This window comes from Mesorhizobium sp. WSM4830, from assembly GCF_055811495.1.
On sequence record NZ_JBVVQI010000033.1, the window covers coordinates 1 to 21878 of the forward strand.

The 21878-nt window shown below is 61.7% G+C and carries 18 protein-coding genes, 1 tRNA gene and 1 pseudogene; 10 read left to right on the forward strand and 10 right to left on the reverse strand.

Annotated elements, in window-relative coordinates; genetic code table 11:
• Nucleotides 1-380: 380 nt before the first annotated feature.
• Both AC0L2Y_RS29030 and AC0L2Y_RS29035 read left to right on the forward strand, forming a co-directional pair.
• The gene (locus AC0L2Y_RS29030; RefSeq protein ID WP_023678894.1) at nucleotides 381-1247 is read left to right on the forward strand and encodes a class I SAM-dependent methyltransferase; all 867 of its coding nucleotides are present in this window, start codon (nucleotides 381-383) and stop codon (nucleotides 1245-1247) included.
• A 478-nt stretch (nucleotides 1248-1725) separates the two neighbouring features.
• Nucleotides 1726-4305 (forward strand): bifunctional diguanylate cyclase/phosphodiesterase, encoded by a 2580-nt coding sequence (locus AC0L2Y_RS29035; protein ID WP_473561261.1) that lies wholly within the window; start codon nucleotides 1726-1728, stop codon nucleotides 4303-4305.
• An 87-nt stretch (nucleotides 4306-4392) separates the two neighbouring features.
• Here AC0L2Y_RS29035 and AC0L2Y_RS29040 read toward each other — a convergent pair.
• Nucleotides 4393-4557 (reverse strand): annotated as a pseudogene (locus AC0L2Y_RS29040) (JAB domain-containing protein); the annotation flags it as partial.
• Nucleotides 4558-4784: 227 nt separating this feature from the next.
• Nucleotides 4785-5306 carry a MarR family winged helix-turn-helix transcriptional regulator gene (locus AC0L2Y_RS29045; protein WP_352667981.1) on the reverse strand — a complete coding sequence of 174 codons (522 nt, stop codon included), beginning with the start codon at nucleotides 5304-5306 and terminating at the stop codon, nucleotides 4785-4787.
• A 91-nt stretch (nucleotides 5307-5397) separates the two neighbouring features.
• Between AC0L2Y_RS29045 and AC0L2Y_RS29050 the strand changes: the two genes are divergently transcribed.
• A complete protein-coding gene (locus AC0L2Y_RS29050) occupies nucleotides 5398-5841 on the forward strand; it encodes a DUF417 family protein (protein ID WP_473561207.1) in 444 nt (147 codons plus the stop codon).
• Nucleotides 5842-5902: 61 nt separating this feature from the next.
• Nucleotides 5903-7417 carry an MFS transporter gene (locus AC0L2Y_RS29055; RefSeq protein ID WP_473561209.1) on the forward strand — a complete coding sequence of 505 codons (1515 nt, stop codon included), beginning with the start codon at nucleotides 5903-5905 and terminating at the stop codon, nucleotides 7415-7417.
• 92 nt (nucleotides 7418-7509) lie between these two features.
• Here the strand turns inward: AC0L2Y_RS29055 and radC are convergent, their stop codons facing one another.
• Together radC and map are read right to left on the reverse strand one after the other, a co-directional pair.
• Nucleotides 7510-8256 carry a RadC family protein gene (radC, locus tag AC0L2Y_RS29060; RefSeq protein WP_352865131.1) on the reverse strand — a complete coding sequence of 249 codons (747 nt, stop codon included), beginning with the start codon at nucleotides 8254-8256 and terminating at the stop codon, nucleotides 7510-7512.
• A gap of 52 nt (nucleotides 8257-8308) precedes the next feature.
• Nucleotides 8309-9136 (reverse strand): type I methionyl aminopeptidase, encoded by an 828-nt coding sequence (map, locus tag AC0L2Y_RS29065; protein WP_353026601.1) that lies wholly within the window; start codon nucleotides 9134-9136, stop codon nucleotides 8309-8311.
• A gap of 297 nt (nucleotides 9137-9433) precedes the next feature.
• Between map and AC0L2Y_RS29070 the strand changes: the two genes are divergently transcribed.
• Nucleotides 9434-9730 carry a DUF982 domain-containing protein gene (locus tag AC0L2Y_RS29070; protein WP_023678889.1) on the forward strand — a complete coding sequence of 99 codons (297 nt, stop codon included), beginning with the start codon at nucleotides 9434-9436 and terminating at the stop codon, nucleotides 9728-9730.
• A 148-nt stretch (nucleotides 9731-9878) separates the two neighbouring features.
• On the opposite strand, the gene AC0L2Y_RS29075 is transcribed toward AC0L2Y_RS29070, so the two are convergent.
• The 5 genes from AC0L2Y_RS29075 to phaC all read right to left on the reverse strand — a co-directional run bounded on the left by AC0L2Y_RS29075 (nucleotide 9879) and on the right by phaC (nucleotide 14752).
• The gene (locus AC0L2Y_RS29075; RefSeq protein ID WP_473561210.1) at nucleotides 9879-10253 is read right to left on the reverse strand and encodes a hypothetical protein; all 375 of its coding nucleotides are present in this window, start codon (nucleotides 10251-10253) and stop codon (nucleotides 9879-9881) included.
• Nucleotides 10254-10285: 32 nt separating this feature from the next.
• A complete protein-coding gene (locus AC0L2Y_RS29080; protein ID WP_473561212.1) occupies nucleotides 10286-10708 on the reverse strand; it encodes a hypothetical protein in 423 nt (140 codons plus the stop codon).
• 513 nt (nucleotides 10709-11221) lie between these two features.
• Nucleotides 11222-11296 (reverse strand) — tRNA-Glu (locus AC0L2Y_RS29085).
• A 174-nt stretch (nucleotides 11297-11470) separates the two neighbouring features.
• Nucleotides 11471-12589 (reverse strand): YcbK family protein, encoded by a 1119-nt coding sequence (locus tag AC0L2Y_RS29090; RefSeq protein WP_473561263.1) that lies wholly within the window; start codon nucleotides 12587-12589, stop codon nucleotides 11471-11473.
• Nucleotides 12590-12916: 327 nt separating this feature from the next.
• A complete protein-coding gene (gene phaC, locus AC0L2Y_RS29095; protein WP_473561214.1) occupies nucleotides 12917-14752 on the reverse strand; it encodes a class I poly(R)-hydroxyalkanoic acid synthase in 1836 nt (611 codons plus the stop codon).
• Nucleotides 14753-14849: 97 nt separating this feature from the next.
• Here phaC and AC0L2Y_RS29100 point away from each other — a divergent pair, with 97 nt between their 5' ends.
• The 5 genes from AC0L2Y_RS29100 (at nucleotide 14850) to recJ (ending at nucleotide 20882) form a co-directional block, all read left to right on the forward strand.
• Nucleotides 14850-15236 carry a hypothetical protein gene (locus AC0L2Y_RS29100; RefSeq protein ID WP_473561215.1) on the forward strand — a complete coding sequence of 129 codons (387 nt, stop codon included), beginning with the start codon at nucleotides 14850-14852 and terminating at the stop codon, nucleotides 15234-15236.
• Nucleotides 15237-15276: 40 nt separating this feature from the next.
• Complete coding sequence (locus AC0L2Y_RS29105) at nucleotides 15277-16494, forward strand: LL-diaminopimelate aminotransferase (protein WP_352620508.1); 1218 nt, start codon at nucleotides 15277-15279, stop codon at nucleotides 16492-16494.
• Between the two features lie 46 nt (nucleotides 16495-16540).
• On the forward strand, nucleotides 16541-17854 hold the full coding sequence (locus AC0L2Y_RS29110) for a homoserine dehydrogenase (RefSeq protein WP_473561217.1): 1314 nt from the start codon (nucleotides 16541-16543) through the stop codon (nucleotides 17852-17854).
• Nucleotides 17855-18053: 199 nt separating this feature from the next.
• Nucleotides 18054-19037 (forward strand): class II fructose-bisphosphatase, encoded by a 984-nt coding sequence (gene glpX / locus AC0L2Y_RS29115; RefSeq protein WP_352492761.1) that lies wholly within the window; start codon nucleotides 18054-18056, stop codon nucleotides 19035-19037.
• 60 nt (nucleotides 19038-19097) lie between these two features.
• Complete coding sequence (recJ, locus tag AC0L2Y_RS29120; RefSeq protein ID WP_473561219.1) at nucleotides 19098-20882, forward strand: single-stranded-DNA-specific exonuclease RecJ; 1785 nt, start codon at nucleotides 19098-19100, stop codon at nucleotides 20880-20882.
• A 20-nt stretch (nucleotides 20883-20902) separates the two neighbouring features.
• Here the strand turns inward: recJ and AC0L2Y_RS29125 are convergent, their stop codons facing one another.
• The gene (locus AC0L2Y_RS29125) at nucleotides 20903-21874 is read right to left on the reverse strand and encodes a patatin family protein (RefSeq protein WP_352466977.1); all 972 of its coding nucleotides are present in this window, start codon (nucleotides 21872-21874) and stop codon (nucleotides 20903-20905) included.
• Nucleotides 21875-21878 lie beyond the last annotated feature (4 nt).

The following is a 21878-nucleotide window of genomic DNA, read 5'->3' on the forward strand; positions in this document are numbered from 1 at the left end:
CGCGCACGAGTGCGGCAGACGTTCGAGAAGCGGTTCACGGTCGAGCGCATGTGCAGCGATTATGTGGCACTCTACCGGGCACTCACGAGCGCCACGGCAGACACAGCTGCCCCCACAAACGAGCTCTCCAGAAATATCGCGATGGTGGCTGTGCCGGGCTGAGGAACCGACTGATCCACACGCAAACCACGACGGTGGAGTCCGGGACCGCCGGGCGCGGCGATCGCGCCAGAAGCCTTTGATCAGCACCAAGCCTTCCGGGGCCATGGCTTTTGCGAGCGCTGGCGCACTGCCGCCCGGTCCGGATTGACGCGCGATACTTTCGCTGCAAAGGTGCTTTAACGACTTGTTTACCATGCGTCAGTCAGGGGTGGGGGAATTTGGAACGGTTTCTGGGCGCGAACCGCCTTAATTGGGATGATCGGGCCGAACTGCACTCGACCGACACAACGGGCAGCTACCACATCGAGAATGTGCTGGCCGGCGGATCCAATCTCTATGAGCTGGAAACGCGCGAGCTCGGCGATATCGCCGGCAAGGATATCGTCCACCTGCAGTGTCACATCGGCCTCGACACGATCAGCCTAAAGAATCTCGGCGCAGGCAGCGTGACCGGGCTCGACTTTTCACCGACGGCGATCGTGGCGGCGCGGGATTTTGCTGCGAAGGCAGGCACCGACGTGCGCTTCGTGGAAGCGCCACTGTTCGAGGCGGTGGAAGCGCTCGGTCGGACCTTTGACATCGCTTACGTTACCTGGGGTTCGGTAAACTGGCTGGACGACGTGTTCCGTTGGGCGCGGGTGGTTGCCGATCTCCTGCGACCTGGCGGCCGCCTCTACATGGCCGAGGGCCATCCATTGATGTTTCAGTGCGATCGAAAGGCCGCGGCCCTGGAATTGAAGCATGACTGGCGAACGCCGATAGCTCGGCCGCTCGCCTGGAACGAGGAACTGACCTACACCGGCGATGATCGAATTTTGAAGCATCCTCGCTATTATGAGTGGATTCACCCGATCAGTGACGTGGTGAATGCGCTGATTTCAGCTGGTCTGACGCTCGATTTTCTCAACGAGCATGACACGGTTTCGTGGCAGCACTTTTCATTTGCCGTGCGGGCCGGCAAGGACATGTACGGCCTGCCCGAGAACTCTCCCAAGATACCGATGGCTTATTCCATTGGCGCGACGAAGCGCAGCGTCGGCAAGATACCATACCTTGTGTCTCCCAAGGCGATTGAGGGGCACTAGTCCAGGTCAAAGCTCCCGGAGTACTCGGGTCGGAGCGTCGAAGTGTGCAATCGCGCTCGCGCTCCTCGATCTTCCGAGCAAGCCTGGTCTAGCTGGCCTTTCTTGTCGGTCCGATTCCACAAACGAACGGCAATGAGCAAGGAACCGGCCGCCGGCCGGCGGTTCCTGCTCGCATCAGATATCCTCGCGAATGGTCAACAGACACTGGATAGCCGACGCCAGCGCCTCAGGGGGCCGACCTCGGTGCAAGCCGGCTATTGGCTCCAACCGCTCGGGTCTGCAACATCAGCAACGGTCGGAAAGTGCAAAAGCTCTAAGGAGCGTGAAGGTCAAATTAAACATTGAACGCTAATGTTCCTCATCGGGTCGACCCGGGAACCTGAAATGGCACTTGAGGAATCGCCTATTGGCTTTTTTCCGCGCTAGGTTCGGCGGCCTCAAGGAGGTCGTCTTTTCGTCGGCAAATATTCCGGCGGCGATCGCGCTTGTCGTCATACTTATCAGCGCAGCGTTCGCGGAGCACCAGAACAAAGTCGTCTCGGACCAGGCCGTCCGTGCGGACGTACTGACCAAGGTCAATCTCATCCGCGCCAAGCTCGAAGGCAATATCAACGGAAACCTTCAACTCGTGCGTGGATTGGTCGCCGCGGTCGTGACCGAGCCCTATATGGGACAGCAACGCTTCGCCTCGCTGGCGAGCAATCTGTTTGGCGCCGACTCGCAATTGAACAATATTGCCGGCGCGCCCGATCTGGTCGTTTCCCTGATGTACCCGATGGAGGGTAACGAGCAGGCGATGGGCCTGGACTACCGCAAGAACGAGCGGCAACGTGCGGCTGCGCTAAGGGCGCGAGATGAACGCAAGCTGGTGCTTGCCGGTCCCGTCGAGCTGAAGCAGGGAGGACAAGGCTTCATCGGCCGCTTTCCGGTTTTCGTGCCGAGCGCGGGCAACACGGAAAGGTTCTGGGGCATCATTTCCGCCGTTGTCGACGTGCAGCGCCTTTACAGAGCGAGCGGCATGCTTGACGACGATCTCGGGATCGACGTCGCCCTGATTGGCAGGGACGCCCTCGGTCACCGTGGTGGTCAATTCTACGGCAATGAGGAGATCAGCAAAAGCGATCCGGTGACGGCTGACGTTTTGCTTCCTTCCGGCTCGTGGCAGCTCGCTGCCATTCCCAAGAACGGCTGGCCTTCGACGCCAAGTAATGCATGGTTGCTGCGCGCGATCATGGCGACGGCCGGAGCCTTGGTTGTGTTCCCCTTCCTGGTCACCGGTCGTCTGATAGGCGAAAGACAGCGCAATTATGCGGAATTGCGCCGATTGTCACGACGCCTTGAACTCGCTCTGGAAGCTTCGGCTATTGGAGTTTGGGAACACGATCTCGCGACCAACGAGCTTACATGGGATGAACGCGTCAATGAAATATATGGCAAACCAGCGGGGGAGCACCGGGGCTACACGGACTGGGCGGGAGCAATCCATCCAGATGATCTGGCTGGCGCCAACGCAGATTTCGATAGGGCGGTGGCCAGCGGACGACCATATTTGTCGGAGTACCGGATTGTGCGCCCCAATGGCGAGGTCCGTCATGTCCGGTCCAAGGCGATCCTTTACCGGGCCGCAAACGACACCCCAAAAATGATCGGCGCGGAATGGGACGTGACTGCCGACGTCCTGCTGAACAAGGATCTGGTTCGCGCAAAACAGCTGTCCGAGTCGAAAAATGCAGAACTCGAGTCGGCCAAGGCGCGTATAGAGCACATCGCGCTTCATGACTCGCTGACCGACTTGCCCAACCGGCGTTACCTCGACCAGGTACTGGAAGACTACGCGGCAAACGCCAGGCGCTCAGGCGGGCGTGCGGCACTGCTTCACATCGATCTGGATCGGTTCAAGCACATCAACGATACGCTGGGCCACGCCGCCGGTGATGCGATGTTGGTTCACGCGTCGACAGTCCTCAGATCGAAGGTCGGCGACGAAGGATTCGTCGCCCGCATCGGAGGAGACGAATTCATCGTTCTGTGCGTGGTACGCGACGATACCAAGCAACTGGCGCTGCTTGCCGATCGGGTCATCAGCCAGATGCGCGAACCGGTCTATTATCAGGGCCATCGGTGCCGTTTTGGCGTCAGCGTGGGTATCGCTGTCGACAACGGAAAAGATGTCGAAGCCAAACACCTGCTGGTGAACGCCGATATTGCGCTTTACCGAGCAAAGAGGCGTGGGCGCAATCGATACGAATTCTTCACCGACGCGATGCAAAGCGAAATCGTCGACACAAAGCGGATTGCCGACGAAATTCTCGGCGGCCTCGAGCGCAACGAGTTCATCCCGTTCTACCAGCCCCAATTTGACGCAAAGACGCTCGAAATCGTTGGGGTTGAGGCGCTGGCGAGATGGCGACATCCAGTAAAGGGTATTTTGGCGCCCGACGTCTTCCTGAGGATTGCAGAAGAACTGAACGTCGTCTCGATCATCGATCAAGCCATATTGAAGCAATCGCTTTCGGATTTCGAAGAGTGGTCCGCGGCAAAACTTAACATTCCACGGGTGTCGGTCAATGTCTCGGCGAGGCGCCTTCAAGACGAAGAGCTCATCAAGAGCCTGCGAGAACAAAATATCAAGAAAGGAACAGTTTCGTTTGAGCTCGTTGAGTCGATTTTCCTGGACGAGAACGACGATCTTGTCACCTGGAACATCGAGCAGATAAAAGAACTGGGGATTGACGTCGAAATAGACGATTTTGGTACCGGCTACGCTTCGATGGTCAGTTTGCTGAAGTTGCAGCCGCGCCGGCTGAAGATAGATCGGCAGCTGGTTACCCCAATCGTCAAATCGCCGCAGAGAAGGCAGGTTGTCTCGTCGATCATTGAAATCGGCAAGTCGCTGGGTATCGAGGTCGTGGCGGAAGGCGTCGAGACGATGCAGCATGCACGGCTACTCAAGGGCCTGGGCTGCGACATATTGCAGGGTTATGCCTTCGGCCACGCGTTCGATTCCGAGGGACTTAAGACCTTCGTCCGATCGCGGCGCCTGCGCACGGCCAGCTGAGCCTCGGCGCCGGAGTTTATCGACCCGACCTGCCTCGACCGTTGCGGTATATGTGCGCACAGCGGCCAAAGCTGAAGACAACAAACCTCAAATCAGCAGCAGGCCCTTCATGCTGGAGTGGCCTTTCCTGCCGATGATGATGTGGTCGTGAACCGCAATGCCAAGCGGTTTGGCCGTCTCGATAATCAGCTTGGTCATCTCGATGTCGGCGCGCGACGGTGTCGGGTCGCCCGACGGATGGTTGTGGAGCAGTCTCCCCTCAGGACCCATAGCATTGAACTGACAGAATTGTCTTGATTTGGGAAATCGCTGGGGGTATGGGCCTGGGATCTGTAGTCCGTGAACCACGTGACCCTTCACGCTCCCTCACATCTTCATCGAGAAATATCGGACGTCCCGCGAATGTTGCCGTGGTGCTTCTCCCCTCGGGACGTCGCCGAGTCGGCGTCCGGATATCGCGACGCAAAGTACATGGTCCGTCAAATTTCGGGCCAAGACTCTATATTGGCGTGCATCGGGCACTGGTCCCCGGGACACGCCGCAAATTCGCAGAGGCGACAAAAATGGCTGACCCCGTATGCATCCGTCGCTAGTGGGCGCATTAGCTTTTCGAGAAGGCCGGTGAGTTGTTTTTCTTCAGCCGCGGTGAGGACCCCAAGATAGTCATTGACCGCCGCGCAACGTGCGACCAGAGCGGGCAATACGGCTTCGCGGCCGGCCGGAGTGACGTGGAGGTGCGTAGCACGCTTGTCTTCACCCTTGCGAGCTTCGACGAAACCCTGAGCCTCAAGCTTGTCGACCAGACGCACCGTCGCAGTGTGCGAGAGGTTTAGCGCCCGCGCGAGCTGCGCGTTGGTGATGCCCTCCCAAAAGCCCATGATGTTGAGCGCAGCTGAGGCAGAGTCGGTTTGGTTGGGGTGACTTTTGAGGGTCGCGTCCACGCGCTCAGCGATTTCGCCAGCGAAGGCGGCAAGCATATTGGCGGTTCTCAAACGTGTCATGGCGGCAGTCTTTATCATGAGGGGTTGACGGCGCTAGCAATTATATGACTTATTATGTGCGTGTAGCACGCACTTTTCAAGGGAAAAAGTCATGACGACTTTGCGGAAATGGACCCTGGAGGCAGGGCAGGTGGTAGCTCGATATAGCCTTGTCCTATTTTTCGTGTTGTTCGGAGTGGCGAAGTTCACTGCGGCCGAAGCGACTGCGATTCATCCGTTGCTTGTTCACAGCCCGTTCTTATTCTGGCTCCCCGGACTGCTTAATCAGCAACTGTCCTCGGACCTCATCGGCGTTGTGGAGATCGCCTTGGCTCTCATGATGGCCTCGCGTCCCTTTACCCCATGGGTCTCGGCAATTGGCAGTTACGGCATCGCTGCCTCGCTGGTGGTCACGCTGAGTTTCCTTGTCACCACGCCGCAACTCGACCCGGCGCTTGGCGCCTTCATCGTCAAGGACCTGACCCTTCTCGGGGTTGCGCTTTGGTCCGCTGGTGAGGCCTTGGAGGCCACAAAGCCGCGCGTGTCTTCGCTTTGAATGATAGCGGCGTAAGCAGTCAGGCAATCCGTCAGCGGACTTCAACAATCGGGAGATGGCAATGGGCACATCCGACACCACCGGCCTGCACGCGGGCCGAGCCACGCATCGCGAATGGATCGGCCTCGCCATCATCGCGCTGCCCTGCATACTCTACGCGATGGATCTGACCGTGCTGAACCTGGCGGTGCCATCGCTAAGCGCCGACCTCAAGCCCACGGCCGCGCAACTGCTCTGGATCGTGGACATCTACGGCTTTCTGGCGGCCGGGTCGCTCCTCATCATGGGAGCTCTTGGCGATCGCATCGGCCGGCGGAAGCTGCTGCTGATTGGATCTACGTCCTTCGGGCTCCTGTCGCTGGTCGCAGCCTTTGCGCGCAGTGCCGAGATGCTCATCCTGGCTCGGGCGCTGCTCGGGATTGCTGGCGCAACGCTGGCGCCCTCGACGCTATCTCTCATCAGCAACATGTTCCGCAATGACCGTCAGCGGACCTTCGCTGTAAGCGTCTGGGTCGCGAGTTTCTCGTTTGGCGGCGCGATCGGCCCGGTCGTTGGTGGTCTGCTTCTATCACACTTCTGGTGGGGAGCCGTGTTTCTCGTGCCTCTCCCCATTACGGCGCTTCTGCTGATAGTCGGACCGGTATTGCTGCCCGAGCACAGGACCCCAAACGCCGGGCGACTTGATATCCTGAGTGCTGCCTTGTCTCTGGCAGCTGTGTTGCCGATCGTCTTCGGAATCAAGTTAGTTGCTGAGGGCGGCAGTGTCGTGTGGGCGGCATCCGCGGTCGCACTAGGCCTGTTGTTCGGAGTGGTGTTCGCAAGGCGGCAGATGAGCTTGCCCGATCCGCTGCTTGACTTGCGCCTGTTCAAGCGGCCGGCTGTGGTAGCGGCGCTCGGCATTAACGTCCTCGACTTCTTCGTTGGCTTCGGAATTCTCGTTCTTGTCGCCCAGTATCTCCAGTTGGTCTTGGGGCTAACCCCCCTGGAAGCGGGCCTCTGGAGCATCCCGGCCGGGCTCGGCTTCATCGTGGGATCATTGTTGACTTCGGCTGTGCTCAGGTTGATGCGGCCAGCTTATGTCCTCGGCTTCGGCCTGACGCTTGCTGCTGGCGGTCTCGCCCTGATGGCATACGCCGGGGAAATACACAGCTTGGTTCTGATTGTTCTGGGAAACGTGCTGTTCTCGATCGGCTCGGCTCCCGGCATTGCGATCGTCGCGGACCTCGTCGTAAGCGCGGCGCCCAAGGAGCGATCCGGCGCTGCCTCGGCCCTTTCCGAGACGGCCTCCGAGTTCGGTGGCGCGCTAGGCATCGCCTTGCTTGGCAGTCTTGCCACCCTCCTTTATCGCTCTGCGCTCGGCGTCACCATGCCCGCGGGTATTCCCGCCAACACAATAGAGACCGCGCTACGCGGTATTGGGGCAGCGAGCAGCCTTGCGCCAAGTCTCGGCGACGGCAGCGCGTTATTGTTGGCAGCGCAAAGCGCGTACACGAGCGCGGCGGACATCACGTTCTTGACTGCCGCGGGGATTGTGCTGCTGACGGCAATTGTCGCGGTGACAATGCTTCGGGGCTGAAGACGCAGGGATAACGCCTCGCCTGGCCAAGTGCAGTATCGTCGCCTGTCTTCATCGTGCGCGCGCGATCGCGGTGATGCAGGCATTCTCGATCAAATCAGCAGCAGGCCCTTCATGCTGGAGTGGCCTTTCCTGCCGATGATGATGTGGTCGTGAACGGCAATGCCCAGCGGTTTGGCCGTCTCGATGATCAGCTTGGTCATCTCGATGTCGGCGCGCGACGGCGTCGGGTCTCCCGACGGATGATTATGCGCCAGAATGATCGCCGTGGCAGAGAGCTCCAAGGCGCGCCTGACCACCTCGCGCGGATAAACCGGGGTGTGGTCGACGGTGCCGACCTGCTGGACTTCGTCGGCGATCAGCGCGTTTTTCTTGTCGAGGAACAGGATGCGGAACTGCTCGCGCTCCTCGAAGGCCATCACCGACCGGCAGTATTCGAGAACCTGCGTCCAGGTCGACAACAGCTCGCGGCCGGCGATCTCGCCGCGCGCCATGCGCTGCGCCGTTGCCGCAACCACCTTGAGGTCGAGCGCCACCGCCGGGCCGATGCCCTTCACCTCCTGCAGGCGCTCGATGGGCGCGCCGAGGACCTCGGCCAATGTACCGAAGCGTGCCAGCAATGCCTTGGCGACCGGCTTGGTATCGGCGCGCGGGATTAGCCGAAACAATAAAAGCTCGAGCAGTTCATAGTCGGGGAGGGTGTTGGGACCGGCGGCGAAGCGCTCGCGCAAGCGGTCGCGATGGCCGAGATAATGTGGCTTGTCGGCGGCCACCGCCTTGGCGGGCGATCGCACCGGCCTTTCGGGAAAGAAGGCCCGCTCGTCGTCGTCACCGTTCATGGCTGCCCCACCCAGCATTAGCCGGGCAAGGTAACGCCCGATCTGCCAGACACTAGGCCCGCAGGCCGGGGCGGTCGAGGTTTTTTGGCGACAGCGTGAAGATCTCGCAGCCGCTCTCGGTGACGCCGATCGTGTGCTCGTACTGCGCCGACAGCGAACGGTCGCGCGTCACCGCGGTCCAGCCGTCCGACAGCACTTTCACATGCGGCCGGCCGAGATTGATCATCGGCTCGACGGTGAAGATCATGCCCGGCCGCATCTCGACGCCTTCGCTGGCGCTGCCGTAATGCAGGATATTCGGCGCGTCGTGAAACAGCCGGCCGACCCCATGGCCGCAGAAATCGCGCACCACCGAGCAACGCTCGGCTTCGGCGTAGGTCTGGATGGCGGCGCCGATGGCGCCGGTGCGGGCGCCCGGCTTGATTGCCGCGATGCCGCGCATCAGGCACTCATACGTGACTTCGAGCAGCCGCTCCGCGGCACGCTTGATCGTGCCCACCGGATACATGCGCGAGGAGTCGCCATGCCAGCCGTCGAGGATATAGGTGACGTCGATATTGACGATGTCGCCATCCTTCAACGGCTTGCTGTCGGGTATGCCGTGACAGACGACGTGGTTGATCGAGGTGCAGGATGATTTCGTGTAGCCGCGGTAGTTGAGCGTTGCCGGAAGCGCGCCATGGTCCATGCCGAACTCGAAGACGAAGCGATCGATCGCTTCGGTGGTGACGCCGGGCGCCACCATCGTCACAAGTTCGTCGAGGCAGCGCGCGGTGAGATCGCAAGCTTTGCGCATGCCGACAAAGCCTTCCTCGTCGTAAAGACGGATCTGGCCGGTGTTTCTGAGCGGTGCCGTGGCGGCGTCGAGATAGGTGACCATTTTTATCCGTCTTGCAGGGATGCGAGGCCTGGATGAGCCCCGCGAGAGAAATCCCCTCAGATTTGGCACTGGAAAGCGCAAGGTTCAAGGACGAACTGCCGGCGACAGCCGAAGACCGGCGATATTCACGCTTGGGGGCATTCTCCTTGCCTGTTGCGGTCCACGCTTCGCCGGGTTCATTGGCTACCGTAGTGACGACACATTTTTAGGCGAGAAACGGCCCAAGCGTTAAGCCGCCACCGCAATTTTTTGCGACGAACGGCGTTGCTGCGGGGGCGTCGGTTCGGGAGAGATCGAATGGACAGACTGCAATTCGAGGTGCCGGTGCGGATCGCGCCTGTGCCCGGCCAGCCGGTCGAGGAAATCTACAGTGTCGAGCAGGCGCTCGATTTCCTGCAAACGTGGCCGGTTCGCCGGAAGGGGCCAACCTACCAGGCCGCGTTCAACGCCTGTTTTGGTGCCACGGTGGACATCGTCGAGACCGAAGATGCATGGCGGGCCTTCATGGCGTTTTGCCGGGTGAGCGGCCTCCTGGCCAGGGACATGATGGTTCCGCGCAAACGCGGCGGCGAGGCGAGGGGGTTGAGGGCGTAGACCGGCCAGGCCGATTTCTGCGGCGTTCCGCCCTGAAGTTGACCAGGCGCTCCATGCCGTCGACACTGCCGCCTTGGGCGATCGCTCCTGATCCCGCTTGGCTACGGCCATAATACTTCCCGCGAATGGATTGGCCTCAAGCGGACATCTACCGGTAACTATCTGGGTCCTTGGCCTTCTCGGTCTGGCAATTAACCTTACTCAGAACAGCTTTGCGGTAAGCGCCTTCAAACACGCTGATAGCCCTCTTGAATTTAGCCGGATTGGGCGCCAAGTGTTTATCTAGCCCGTCGTACAAAAGGATGGAGACAGCCATCATAGCTTTTCCGCTTTCGCTCGGTCTCAGCGCCGGGCACCTTTTCAATACGCCATAGATGTTACCTGAAATTGCTGCAGCCCGATGCAATTTGCCATCTGCCATACGTGCCAAGTAATTGATGTTTTGCTGTTCTCCCTGCCCGGCCGAAGCGGTCGATATTGTGAAGCAGATTCCTGCGATGACCGTTATCAAAATGCGGCTCAAACGTTTTCCCCTCTTCCCAGCTCATCCTACCATCACCCGTTATCATAGCTTAGCCTGAGGTTCAAAAGGGCCGCCAGCCGGTGCCAGCGGGCGTTGCTACCAAAGGTCAGTTGCGGCCCCTCAAACCGACGGACGAACAGTTCTTTTGTGGACAAGCTCAATGCTGTTTGAAGTCCTGTAATTATGCATGCCTTAAATCTTCCTCGCCGCGCAGGTGCTTTCACGCGGCCGATCAGCCCGGCTTGACCGGAGGCGGGTCTGACCAAGGTCCAGAAGCCGCATGTCAGAGTGCCAGTTGGATCGAAGGTGCAGTCATGAAGATGACCCGGGAACAGGCCATCGCGGCCGCCGAACAGCTTGCCGATGCGCACGTCGAACGTGCCATCGAACTGGCCGCCAAGCTGGTCGCATTGCGTGGTGGCACCGATGAAGAGATCGAGGCCGCCATCGCCCATCACGGGAAATGCTGGCGAGGTGGAGAGAATGCCTAATCGGTGACGTCACGAGGTTCGTGAGCGATCCCAAAGCCGCGCTTCGCAGCTTCTACACATGTGTCAATGGGTATCTAAAGAGTGGGACGCGCTTACGACATGACCATGCACGAGACCTTGCGCGTCTGGGCAAAGACCGTGCTGCGGACATCCCATTCTTGCCGGCGTAGTCGAGACCGCGCTTCCTGGCATCTGAATAGAAGCGACCGAACGATGCCTGATCGTCCCCGGTGATAGCATCGAGAATGTCGGCACCTTGCCCAAGATCACGGCGCGCCGACGCCAATGATGCCAGGGGCGAAAAGCAGAAGATCGCCCAAGACAATGTGACCGTCCTTTCGATGGAACGGTTTCGAGGAGGGGTGGCGCTGCAAAGGCCCAGTATCAGCCTATCTTTGTTCGCTGCTGTTCGCGGGCGTATATTCGACGGATATTTGACGTATCCGAACACAAAGACCGTAAGTGTTGATTGTGTGCTGGTACGCCCAAGGGGAATCGAACCCCTGTTACCGCCGTGAAAGGGCGGTGTCCTGACCGCTAGACGATGGGCGCGCTCAGATGTGAGCGCTTATAGTTGCGTCGCGACAAACCGGCAACCCGTCTGCCGTCGGCTGCGACAACTTTTTTCCTTTGGCTCCAAACCGCGTCTTTCCGACAGCCAAGCTGGTTTTTTCGGCATGATGCAACGCCGCCGAAGGCCTTCGCAGCGGCGGAAGAAACTTCGCCCTAGCCGCGCCTGCGGCAACGCCAGTTCCAGTCGCGCTCCGGGCCGACATCGACGTGAACGGATTCGGTGTGGCAGTAGGTGCCGACGCCGCCGCGGCCCGGCATGGTGCGGATATAGCTCGCCAGTTCCCATTTCGAGACGCCGGGGACCTGAATGTCGGCGGCGGCGCAGTACATATGCAGCGAATTCTTGGCGCCGTTGGCGCGGCGGTTGCGGGCCGGATCGCGATAGCCGGAGGTGACCGTCATCTTGCGGCCGTAGTGGCCTTCGATCGTCTTCAGCACGCGAACCAGCGACGGCTTCAAGCAGGCGACATCGACGCTTTCGTTCTGTTTCAGGAGACCGTTGGGCGCCAGCCGGGCGAGGCCGGCGGCGGAGGCGACCTGGTAGGCACCACCCGAACCTTCGTCTTCGTTGAGATCGACATCGCTCTCATCGTCGAGGCCGGATTTGCGCTTGATCTCGAACAGCGCCGTCTGGCGCACGCCGGGCAGCGCGTCGGCCGTGAAGTGGCTGGTATCGCCTGTCGACACCAGCTGCACCGGCTTTTCAGCCGGATTGACCGAGGCCAGGGTGACCGTGGGTTTTGTCGCAGGCGTCGCCTTGGCCTGCACGACGGTTGCCTGCCCGCCCGATCTGCTGTTGGCCGGCGAAGAAGGTGCCGCCGAAGCGGGCGTGGCGCTGAACAGTGAGGCCAGGAAGTTTTTTTTCGGTGCGTAGGCCTGTGGCTGCGGCATCTCGCCGGCGGTCACATAGACCGGGTTGTTCATCGCCGGCGCGACGGCCTTGGCGTCGGGCTTCGATGCATCAGCACTGTTCTGTGCCACGGCCTGTTCGGCCGTCTGGGCGTTTGGTTGCAGCGGCTGCGGCGTCTGTCCCGCGATCGTCTCGGCTGCCGTGGGAATGCCAATGGGGAAGCCGGCATCGGACTTGGCCCCTGGCTTGGCCATTGGCACATAGGCCACCTGCTCGGGAAGGTTGGCGTCGCCGTCGGCATTCATCGTCATTTGTGCGCTTGTCATCTGCGACGATGATGCGGCCGTGCTGGCCTGGGGCGCACCGGCGGCCGTGCTGATTTCGGTAGCCGAGGTATTATAGCCTGGCATGCCGACCGACATGGTCGGGTCGCCGGCCGAGGTGCAGGACGCCAGGAGCACCGAGAAAAGCGCCGCCACAATGGCGCGGCTTTCTCCCTTCGCGAGGCGCGATCCTGCTGATCTCAAAACAAAATTCCCCCTCGATATCCGACCGGTTCGTCATTGGCGCGGCGTCGAAACGTCTCGTCGAAATGACTCTTGTTCCCCGAACCGGAAACGAGACCTGTGTCAAATCTGCAAGCCTCAAAGTAATTTGGCGGCTAGAGGATGAATCAAGGCTGCTCAGGGTTGACGGCACCATTTCGCCCGCTTTTGGCGGCGCGTCAACTCACCACACATTACAGATGGTTACACGCGCACCTTGACATAGGTGCCGGGGGCTTCGCCCAGAACTTGCATATGCTCGCCCGGTTTGCGGGCCGGTACGCGGGTATTGTCCTTGGCTTCGATCCAGCGTTGCCAGTGCGGCCACCAGGAACCGGGATGGTCGGTGGCTTCGGCGAGCCATTGGTCGAAGTCGCCGGCCGGCTTGCCGCCGGTCCAGTAGTGATATTTCTGCGCCGCCGGCGGATTGACGACCCCGGCGATGTGGCCGGAGCCGGCCATGACGTAGTCGACCTCGCCGCCGAAATATTTCGAGCCGAGGAATACCGACAGCGCCGGCGCGATGTGGTCCTCCTTGGAGGCGAGGTTGTAGACCGGAATGGTAACGTCCTTCAGCGAAACCGTGCGGCCCGCCAGTTCCATCATGCCTTGCGAAAGCCTGTTCTCGAGGTAGCAATTGCGCAAGTAGAAAGAATGATTGGCAGCGCCCATTCGGGTCGAATCGGCATTCCAGTAGAGCAGGTCGAAGGGCAGGGGATCCTTGCCGCGCATGTAGTTGTTGACGACATAGGGCCAAATCAGGTCGCCCGAGCGCAGCATGTTGAAGGCGGTCGCCATCTTGGTGCCGTCGAGATAGCCTTTTTCGTTCATCGCCTTTTCGACGGCCGCGACCTGCTCCTCGTCGACGAACACTTTTAGATCGCCGGCATAGGTGAAATCGACCTGGGTGGTGAAGAAGGTGGCGGATTTGATGCGGTGGTCGCCTTCCTGCGCCATCAGCGCCAGGGCCGCCGCCAAAAGCGTGCCGCCGACGCAATAGCCAACGGCGTTGACTTGCCTTTCGCCGGTGGCTTTTTCGATCGTGTCGAGGCCGTATTGCAGGCCCTCGCGGATATAGGCCTCCCAGCTCTTGGCGCCGTGCCGCTCGTCCGGGTTGATCCAGGAGATGACGAACACGGTGTGGCCTTGCTCGACTGCCCAACGAATGAAGGATTTTTGCGGGTTGAGGTCGAGGATGTAGTATTTGTTGATCCATGGCGGGCAGATCAGCAGCGGCCGCTTGAGCACGGTCTCGGTCGCCGGATCGTATTGCAGGATTTCGGCGACATCGCTGCGGCCGACCACCTTACCGGGCGTGGTGGCGAGATTCTTGCCGATCTCGAAGGGTGAATAATCGGCCTGCCGCAGTTTCAGGTCGCCCTTGCCGGCGGCGATGTCCTCGGCCAGCATCTTCATGCCGCGCACCAGGTTTTCGCCGTTCGAGGCGACAGTCTCGCGAAACAATTCCGGATTGGTCAGGATGAAATTCGACGGCGAGATGGCATTGGACACCTGCTTGACATAAAAGCCGGCCTTGTGGCGGGTGTGCTCGTCCAGGCCGTCGGCGTGCTCGACCAGTTCGGCCGCCCAGCGCGAGGTGACGAGATAAGCCTGTTTCAGAAAATCAAAGAAGGCGTTGCGGCCCCATTCGGGATCCTGGAAACGCTTATCGCCGCGCTCGGGCTTGACCGCGTCTTCGGCGTCGTCGGCACCGGCGCCGATGCGCTGGACGGCGTTGGCCCAGACGGTCATGTAGCCGGAAAACAGCCGCGTCTGCGCCTCCAGCGCGCGCTGCGGGTCGGAGAGCCAGTACTCGGTGAGCTTGGAGAACGTTTTCACCATGTCGACGACCGGCTCGGCGACGTGATCGCGCACCTCGCCCTTTTCCCGCGGCTCGGCCCATGCCGAGGCGGCTTTGCCGGCCTGCTCGATCATGCGGGCCATGTTCAGAGCGAAGCGTTCCGGGTCCTTCACCAGATATTGCTCGACGGTCGAAGGTTGGTCATCTTCCGCTTTGCCCGAATCGGGTGTTTTGGACATGGTTCGCGGGGTTCCTCCCGAAGCGTTTTGTTGACATATTACCATGGGATATCGGACAGGGTCCAATGTGCTCTAACCCGGCCTCCAGGAAAACAATATGACGATTAATATTCGCAAGAACGTTTTTTCCGGCACTGGTCGTTTTTGCCGCATGGTGCTCGTCCTGTTGGCGATGGCCGGCTGCACGAGCAGCAACATGGAAGGAGCAGTGCCCGCCACCGGCCTTGTCGGCGCGAAGGACACCGGTTCCTATCCGAACCTGAACATCCGGCCGCAGGTGGCGGCCGAGCAATTCACCGACGAGGAAAAGAACGCCAAGCTCGCCCAACTGAAGGCCGAGGAACAGAGCCAGGCCGCGAAGGGCGGCGGCGTCAAGGTCGCGGACCAGGCAGCGCTGGACCAGCTGGCAAAAAAACACGGCGCCGAGACGCTGAAGCAGATCGAAGGCAAATGCGACCCCGCTCTCGACCCTAATTGCAAATAAGCTTATACGCGCGACCGCAACCTCACTGTCTGGAACTGCCATGGAAGAATTTCACAAGGTCCGCCGGCTTCCGCCCTATGTCTTCGAACAGGTCAACAGGCTGAAGGCCAGCGCGCGTTCGCGCGGCGCCGACATCATCGACCTTGGCATGGGCAATCCGGACCTGCCGACGCCCAAGGCCATCGTCGACAAATTATGCGAGGTGGTGCGCGATCCGCGCACGCACCGCTATTCGTCGTCGCGCGGCATTCCGGGCCTGCGTCGTGCCCAGGCCAACTATTATGCCCGCCGCTTCGGCGTGAAGCTCGATCCGGACAGCCAGGTGGTGGCGACGCTCGGCTCGAAGGAGGGCTTTGCCAATATGGCGCAGGCGATCACCGCCCCCGGCGACGTGATCCTCTGCCCCAACCCGACCTATCCGATCCACGCCTTCGGCTTCATCATGTCGGGCGGCGTCATCCGCTCGCTGCAGGTCGAGCCGGACGACGGCTTTATCCCGGCCCTGGAGCGCGGCATCCGCCATTCGATCCCGAAGCCGCTGGCACTGATCCTCAATTATCCGTCCAACCCGACGGCACTGGTCGCTTCGCTCGATTTCTACAAGGAGGTGGTGGCCTTCGCCAGGAAGAACGACATCATCATCCTGTCGGACCTTGCCTATTCCGAGATCTATTTCGACGGCAATCCGCCGCCTTCGGTGCTGCAGGTGCCGGGCGCCATAGACGTCGCGGTCGAGTTCACCTCGATGTCGAAGACCTTTTCGATGCCGGGCTGGCGCATGGGTTTTGCGGTCGGCAATGAACGGCTGATCTCCGCGCTGACGCGAGTGAAATCCTATCTCGACTACGGCGCCTTCACGCCGATCCAGGTGGCGGCGGCGCATGCACTCAACGGCGATGGCGCCGACATCGCCGAAGTGCGCGACGTCTACCGCAAACGCCGCGATGTCATGGTCGACGCCTTCAGCCGTGCCGGCTGGACCATTCCCGCACCGGCGGCGTCGATGTTCGCCTGGGCGCCGATCCCGGAGCCGTTCAAGCACCTCGGCTCGCTCGAATTCTCCAAGCTCCTGATCGAGCACGCCGACGTCGCGGTGGCGCCGGGCGTTGGCTTCGGCGAGCATGGCGACGATCATGTGCGCATCGCGCTGGTCGAAAACGAGCACCGGATCCGGCAGGCAGCGCGCAACATCAAGCGCTTCCTCGCATCCAGCACCAAGCAGCCAAACAATGTCGTGCCGCTCGCTGCGCATCGCTGAGTTTCTTACACATCAATCGACCGAATTGTTGAGGGGCGTCGCCGACATGGCTGAAGCGTTGCGTGTTGGAATTGCCGGCCTCGGCACCGTCGGTGCGTCGGTGGCCCGCGTGCTGCGCGACAAGGCGGCCGAACTGACGCGGCAGTGCGGACGCGACATCGTCGTGTCGGCGGTTTCGGCCCGCGATCCCAAACGCGACCGCGGCGTTGATCTTGGCATAGCACGGTGGTTCGACGACGCCGTCAAGATGGCGCAGACCGCCGAGATAGATGTCTTCGTCGAGCTGATCGGCGGCGACGAAGGCGCGGCACGGTCCTCGGTGAAAGCGGCGCTCGAGGCCGGCCGACATGTCGTCACCGCAAACAAGGCGTTGCTTGCCAAACACGGGGTGGCATTGGCCGAGATCGCAGAAAAGAGGGGCGTGCTGCTCAATTACGAGGCGGCGGTGGCCGGCGGCATTCCGGTTATAAAGACAATGCGCGAGGCGATGGCCGGCAATTCGGTGACCCGCGTTTTCGGTATCCTCAACGGTACCTGCAACTATATTCTGACGCGCATGGAAGCCGAGGGCCTGTCCTTTGATGCCTGCCTGAAGGATGCGCAACGGCTGGGCTATGCCGAAGCCGACCCGACCTTCGACATCGAGGGCCACGACACCGCGCACAAGCTGTCGATCCTGACCAGCCTTGCCTTCGGCACGAGGATCGCCGCCAACGATATCTACATGGAAGGCATCTCCAACATCAGCCAGGCCGACATCCGCGCGGCCGGCGATCTCGGCTACCGAATCAAGCTGCTTGGCGTCGCCCAACGCACCGAAAGCGGCATCGAGCAGCGCGTCCACCCGACCATGGTGCCGACGGCCTCGGTCATCGCGCAGGTGCACGGCGTCACCAACGCAGTCGCGATAGAAACCGACATCCTCGGCGAATTGCTGCTTTCCGGCCCTGGCGCCGGCGGCAACGCCACCGCGTCGGCGGTGATCGGCGACATTGCCGACGTCGCCAAGAGCCGGCCTGGCTTCCAGCACGGTCCGGTCTTCGGCCGGCCGGCGAAGGAATTGAAGCCTTACAAGAAAGCGCAGATGCGCAGCCATGCCGGCGGATATTTCATCCGGCTGACCGTGCACGACCGCCTCGGCGTCTTCGCCGCGATTGCCAAGCGCATGGCCGACAACGACATTTCGCTGGAATCGATCGTCCAGCATGCCGCCGGGCCGGAAACCGAGGCACAGAAGACCGTCATCCTGGTGACCCACGAGACGACCGAGGCGGCGGTGCGCAAGGCCGTCGACGGCATCACCAGGGACAGCCTTCTGACCGATAAGCCGCAAGTCATCCGCATCGAGCGGGCCGGATAGTAGTCTCATATTTTTCGTTTAATCGATTGATATTGCTGCGCTTTCAAAAAGGCCCAGCGCAGGTCTTGCTGTTGTCACGAGGCTTTGACACAAGAAGCGCGCCTCCGGCGGGAGGCTAATGCATGTCGCCCAAAAGTGTGCGGCGGTTTTGGAACAACGACATGCATAAAAACAAAGTGCCAACGAGGATTGTCCATAGATGAATGTGGCCCAGAACATTGTCGCCGGCCTCGACCGGATACTGACCATGGAATTGGTGCGCGTTACCGAACGCGCCGCGGTCGCGGCCGCCCGATTGCGCGGTCGCGGCGACGAGAAAGCCGCCGACCAGGTCGCGGTCGATGCCATGCGGCAGGAGCTCAACCGTCTTGCCATCAACGGCACGGTGGTGATCGGAGAAGGCGAGCGCGACGAGGCGCCGATGCTCTATATCGGCGAGGAGGTCGGTACCGGCAGAGGCCCGGCTGTCGACATAGCGCTCGATCCGCTCGAAGGCACGACGATCTGCGCCAAGAACCTGCCCAACGCATTGGCCGTTATCGCCATTGCCGAAAAAGGCAGCCTTCTGTTCGCGCCCGACGTCTATATGGACAAGATCGCGATCGGCCCGGGCTATGCCGACGGCATCATCGACATCGACACCTCGCCGGCCGAAAACATCGCCAGCCTCGCCAGGGCCAAAGGCGTGCCGGTGGCGGAGATCACCGCCTGTATTCTCGACCGGCCACGCCATGGCGCGTTGATCGAAGCTGTGCGGGCGACCGGAGCCGCAATCCGTCTGATCGGCGACGGTGATGTCGCCGGCGTCATCCATACCACCGACCCGGACGAGACCGGCATCGACATCTATCTCGGCACCGGAGGCGCGCCCGAAGGCGTACTCGCAGCCGCCGCCTTGCGCTGCACCGGTGGCCAGATGCAGGGTAGGTTGATCCTCGATACGCCGGAAAAGCTGGCGCGCGCCGCCAAGATGGGCATCTCCGACCCTAAACGGATCTACCACACGCAAGACATGGCACGCGGCGACGTGCTGTTTGCCGCGACCGGCGTCACCGACGGCAACATGCTGGCCGGCGTCAAGTTCGGCCGCAATTTCATCACCACGCATACGATCGTGCTGCGCTCGTCGTCGCGAACCGTGCGCGAGATCAAGGCCAGGCACCAGGATCTGGAAAAGTTTTGATTTCGACTCAGTTAGCCGTTGCATATTGTGCGCAATGACAAATTGCAGACGGCGCGTCACGTGACGGGGGAAAGGCGCTTTTTCCTCGATGTCAGGCAATCGGCCACCGGCGTTTCCTGGGAACACCGGCTGACCGAGCGCCAGGACATGGCTGCGCTCGCCATCGCGCAAGGTTATGGCGTGCCCGACATCGTGGCGCGCGTGCTGGCCGGGCGCGGCGTCACCGCCGAGCAGACCGAGCGGTTCCTGGATCCGACCATCCGCAACCTGCTGCCCGACCCGGCATCACTGACCGACATGGACAAGGCCGCCTCTCGCATCGCCCAGGCGGTGACGGCCAGGGAGAAGGTGGCGATCTTTGGCGACTACGATGTCGACGGCGCCGCCTCGTCGGCGCTGCTCAAGCGCTTCCTCGCACATTTCTCGGTACCGTCGGAGATCTATATACCGGACCGCATCTTCGAGGGTTACGGCCCCAATCCGGAAGCGATGCGCGAACTCGTCTCGCGCGGCGCGACGCTGATCGTCACGGTCGATTGCGGCACCAATAGTGCTGCTTCCATCGACGCCGCGAAGGCCGCCGGCGCCGACGTCGTGGTGCTCGATCACCATCAGGTCGGCGGGCCGTTGCCGGCAGCGGCTGCGGTCGTCAACCCAAATCGCGAGGACGACCTTTCCGGGCAAGGCCATCTCTGTGCCGCCGGCGTCGTCTTCCTTTGCCTGGTGCAGACGGCGAAGATCCTGCGCGGCCGCCTGCCGGATGCCGCACCGCCGGACCTGCTTGCTCTGCTCGACCTGGTGGCGCTGGGCACTGTCTGCGACGTGGTGCCGCTCACCGGTGTCAACCGCGCCTTCGTCGTCAAGGGGCTGCAGGTGGCGCGGCAGCAGAGAAACGAAGGGCTGGCGGCGCTGGCGCGGGTCTCACGTATAGGCGAGCCGATCAGCACATTCCATCTGGCCTTTCTGATCGGTCCGCGCATCAACGCTGGCGGGCGCATCGGCGACGCAGCACTTGGCAGCCGCCTGCTTGCAACCGACGACCCGGTCGAGGCGCGCACCATCGCCGAGACACTGGACCGGCTCAACCAGGAGCGGCAGTCGATGGAGCAGGAGATGCTGGCCGCGGCGCGCTCAGAGGCCGACGCCGAGCTTGCCGGCGGCAATGGACCGGCCATCGTGGTCACAGCCAGCAGCAACTGGCATCCGGGCATTGTCGGCCTGCTTGCCTCGCGGCTCAAGGACCATGCAAGACGGCCGGCCTTTGCCATCGCCTTCAACGCCAATGGTGTCGGTACGGGGTCAGGCCGTTCGGTGTCGGGCTTCGACCTCGGCCGGCTGGTGCGCGAGGCTGCCGATGCCGGGCTGATCGTCAAGGGCGGCGGCCACGGAATGGCGGCCGGCATCACTGTCGAGCGGGCGAAGCTCGGCGAACTCAGGGCTTTCTTCGAAGAGCGCGCGGCGGTGGATGTGTTCCGCCTGCAAGGCGAGGAGAGCCTGGCGATCGACGGCGCGCTTGCCGCCGAGGGCGCGACGCTTGCGCTGCTCGATGCACTTGAGAGGGCAGGGCCGTTCGGCGCAGGGCATGTCGCGCCGGTGTTCGCGCTGCCGCGTCACCGGCTTGTCGATGCGCGGGCGGTCGGCAGCAACCACATCCGCGCCGAACTGCAGTCGGAAAGCGGCGGCCGCATCCAGGCGATCGCCTTTCGCGCCGTCGATACTGCGCTCGGCGAATTCCTGTTCAAGAACAGGGGCAAGCCGGTGCATGTCGCCGGCTCGCTGTCGGGCAACCACTGGAACGGCAACCGCACGGTGCAATTTCGTATCGTCGACGCGGCGCTTGCCTGAGAGCTCGCGGACCGCCCTGCCTAAGCGAGGACGGTCTGCAGCCGCGTCAGGTCGCCGATCTGCGCCATCGTTGCCTGGTAGCCGATACGGATCGCTTCGTCGGCGCGGTGGAATTCGGTCAGGCCGATATGGCTGAGCTTCGGCTGCAGCGATATGTCCGGCGGGTCACCGGCCAGCCTGGCGCGCGAAATGCGGTCCTGGATGATGTTGAAGGCTTCTACCATGACGCCGGTGATGCCGAGCCGCGTCTCGCGCGACTGGCGTTCGGGATCGGCGTGGCCGGCCCGCGGCGCGTCTTTCTCGATGACCAGCTCGCCGGCGCTGTGCTTGATCACCGCGGCGCGGCCGAACAGATCGTAGTGGAGGTTCACCGCAACCACGAGCGGCTGCTCGTAGGCACGGCAAACCGAGACCGGCACCGGATTGACCAGGGCGCCGTCAACCAGCACACGCCCATTGCAGGCGACCGGCTCGAACACGCCGGGCAGCGCGTAGGAGGCGCGCATGGCGGTGCTCAACGAGCCGCTCGACAGCCAGATCTCATGGCCGGTGCGGATTTCCGAAGCGACGCAGACGAATGGTTTTGGCAGATCCTCGAAGCGGATGCCGGCTATGTGCTCGCGCAGCCGCGCATCGAGCTTCATGCCACCGAACAGACCGCTGCCGCGTAGATTGAGATCGAGAAGGCCAAAAATGCGCCGCCTGGTCAGGCTGCGCGCGAATTCTTCCAGCTCGTCGAGCTTGCCGGCAACATAGCAGCCGCCGACCAGCGCGCCGATCGAGGTGCCGGCGATCATCGACACTTCGATGCCGGCTTCGTCAAGCGCGCGCAGCACGCCGATATGCGCCCAGCCGCGCGCACAGCCGCCACCCAATGCCAGAGAAATCCCTGTTTTGCCCGGAGATTTGGTTTCGGATGCGCCTGCGGCCGAAGAGAGGCCATTGGCCTCCCGAACGTCAGGTCTGTTGCGCAATGACGCCCAGTCGAGCATCACA

Bases quoted from the DNA above. Each gene is read 5' to 3' on its own strand.
- AC0L2Y_RS29045 (WP_352667981.1), bottom strand. From the start codon at position 5,306: ATGACACGTTTGAGAACCGCCAATATGCTTGCCGCCTTCGCTGGCGAA.
- AC0L2Y_RS29050 (WP_473561207.1), top strand. From the start codon at position 5,398: ATGACGACTTTGCGGAAATGGACCCTGGAGGCAGGGCAGGTGGTAGCT.
- AC0L2Y_RS29055 (WP_473561209.1), top strand. From the start codon at position 5,903: ATGGGCACATCCGACACCACCGGCCTGCACGCGGGCCGAGCCACGCAT.
- radC (WP_352865131.1), bottom strand. From the start codon at position 8,256: ATGAACGGTGACGACGACGAGCGGGCCTTCTTTCCCGAAAGGCCGGTG.
- map (WP_353026601.1), bottom strand. From the start codon at position 9,136: ATGGTCACCTATCTCGACGCCGCCACGGCACCGCTCAGAAACACCGGC.
- AC0L2Y_RS29070 (WP_023678889.1), top strand. From the start codon at position 9,434: ATGGACAGACTGCAATTCGAGGTGCCGGTGCGGATCGCGCCTGTGCCC.
- AC0L2Y_RS29080 (WP_473561212.1), bottom strand. From the start codon at position 10,708: ATGGGCGATGGCGGCCTCGATCTCTTCATCGGTGCCACCACGCAATGC.
- AC0L2Y_RS29090 (WP_473561263.1), bottom strand. From the start codon at position 12,589: ATGTCGGTCGGCATGCCAGGCTATAATACCTCGGCTACCGAAATCAGC.
- phaC (WP_473561214.1), bottom strand. From the start codon at position 14,752: ATGTCCAAAACACCCGATTCGGGCAAAGCGGAAGATGACCAACCTTCG.
- AC0L2Y_RS29100 (WP_473561215.1), top strand. From the start codon at position 14,850: ATGACGATTAATATTCGCAAGAACGTTTTTTCCGGCACTGGTCGTTTT.
- AC0L2Y_RS29105 (WP_352620508.1), top strand. From the start codon at position 15,277: ATGGAAGAATTTCACAAGGTCCGCCGGCTTCCGCCCTATGTCTTCGAA.
- AC0L2Y_RS29110 (WP_473561217.1), top strand. From the start codon at position 16,541: ATGGCTGAAGCGTTGCGTGTTGGAATTGCCGGCCTCGGCACCGTCGGT.
- glpX (WP_352492761.1), top strand. From the start codon at position 18,054: ATGAATGTGGCCCAGAACATTGTCGCCGGCCTCGACCGGATACTGACC.
- AC0L2Y_RS29125 (WP_352466977.1), bottom strand. From the start codon at position 21,874: ATGCTCGACTGGGCGTCATTGCGCAACAGACCTGACGTTCGGGAGGCC.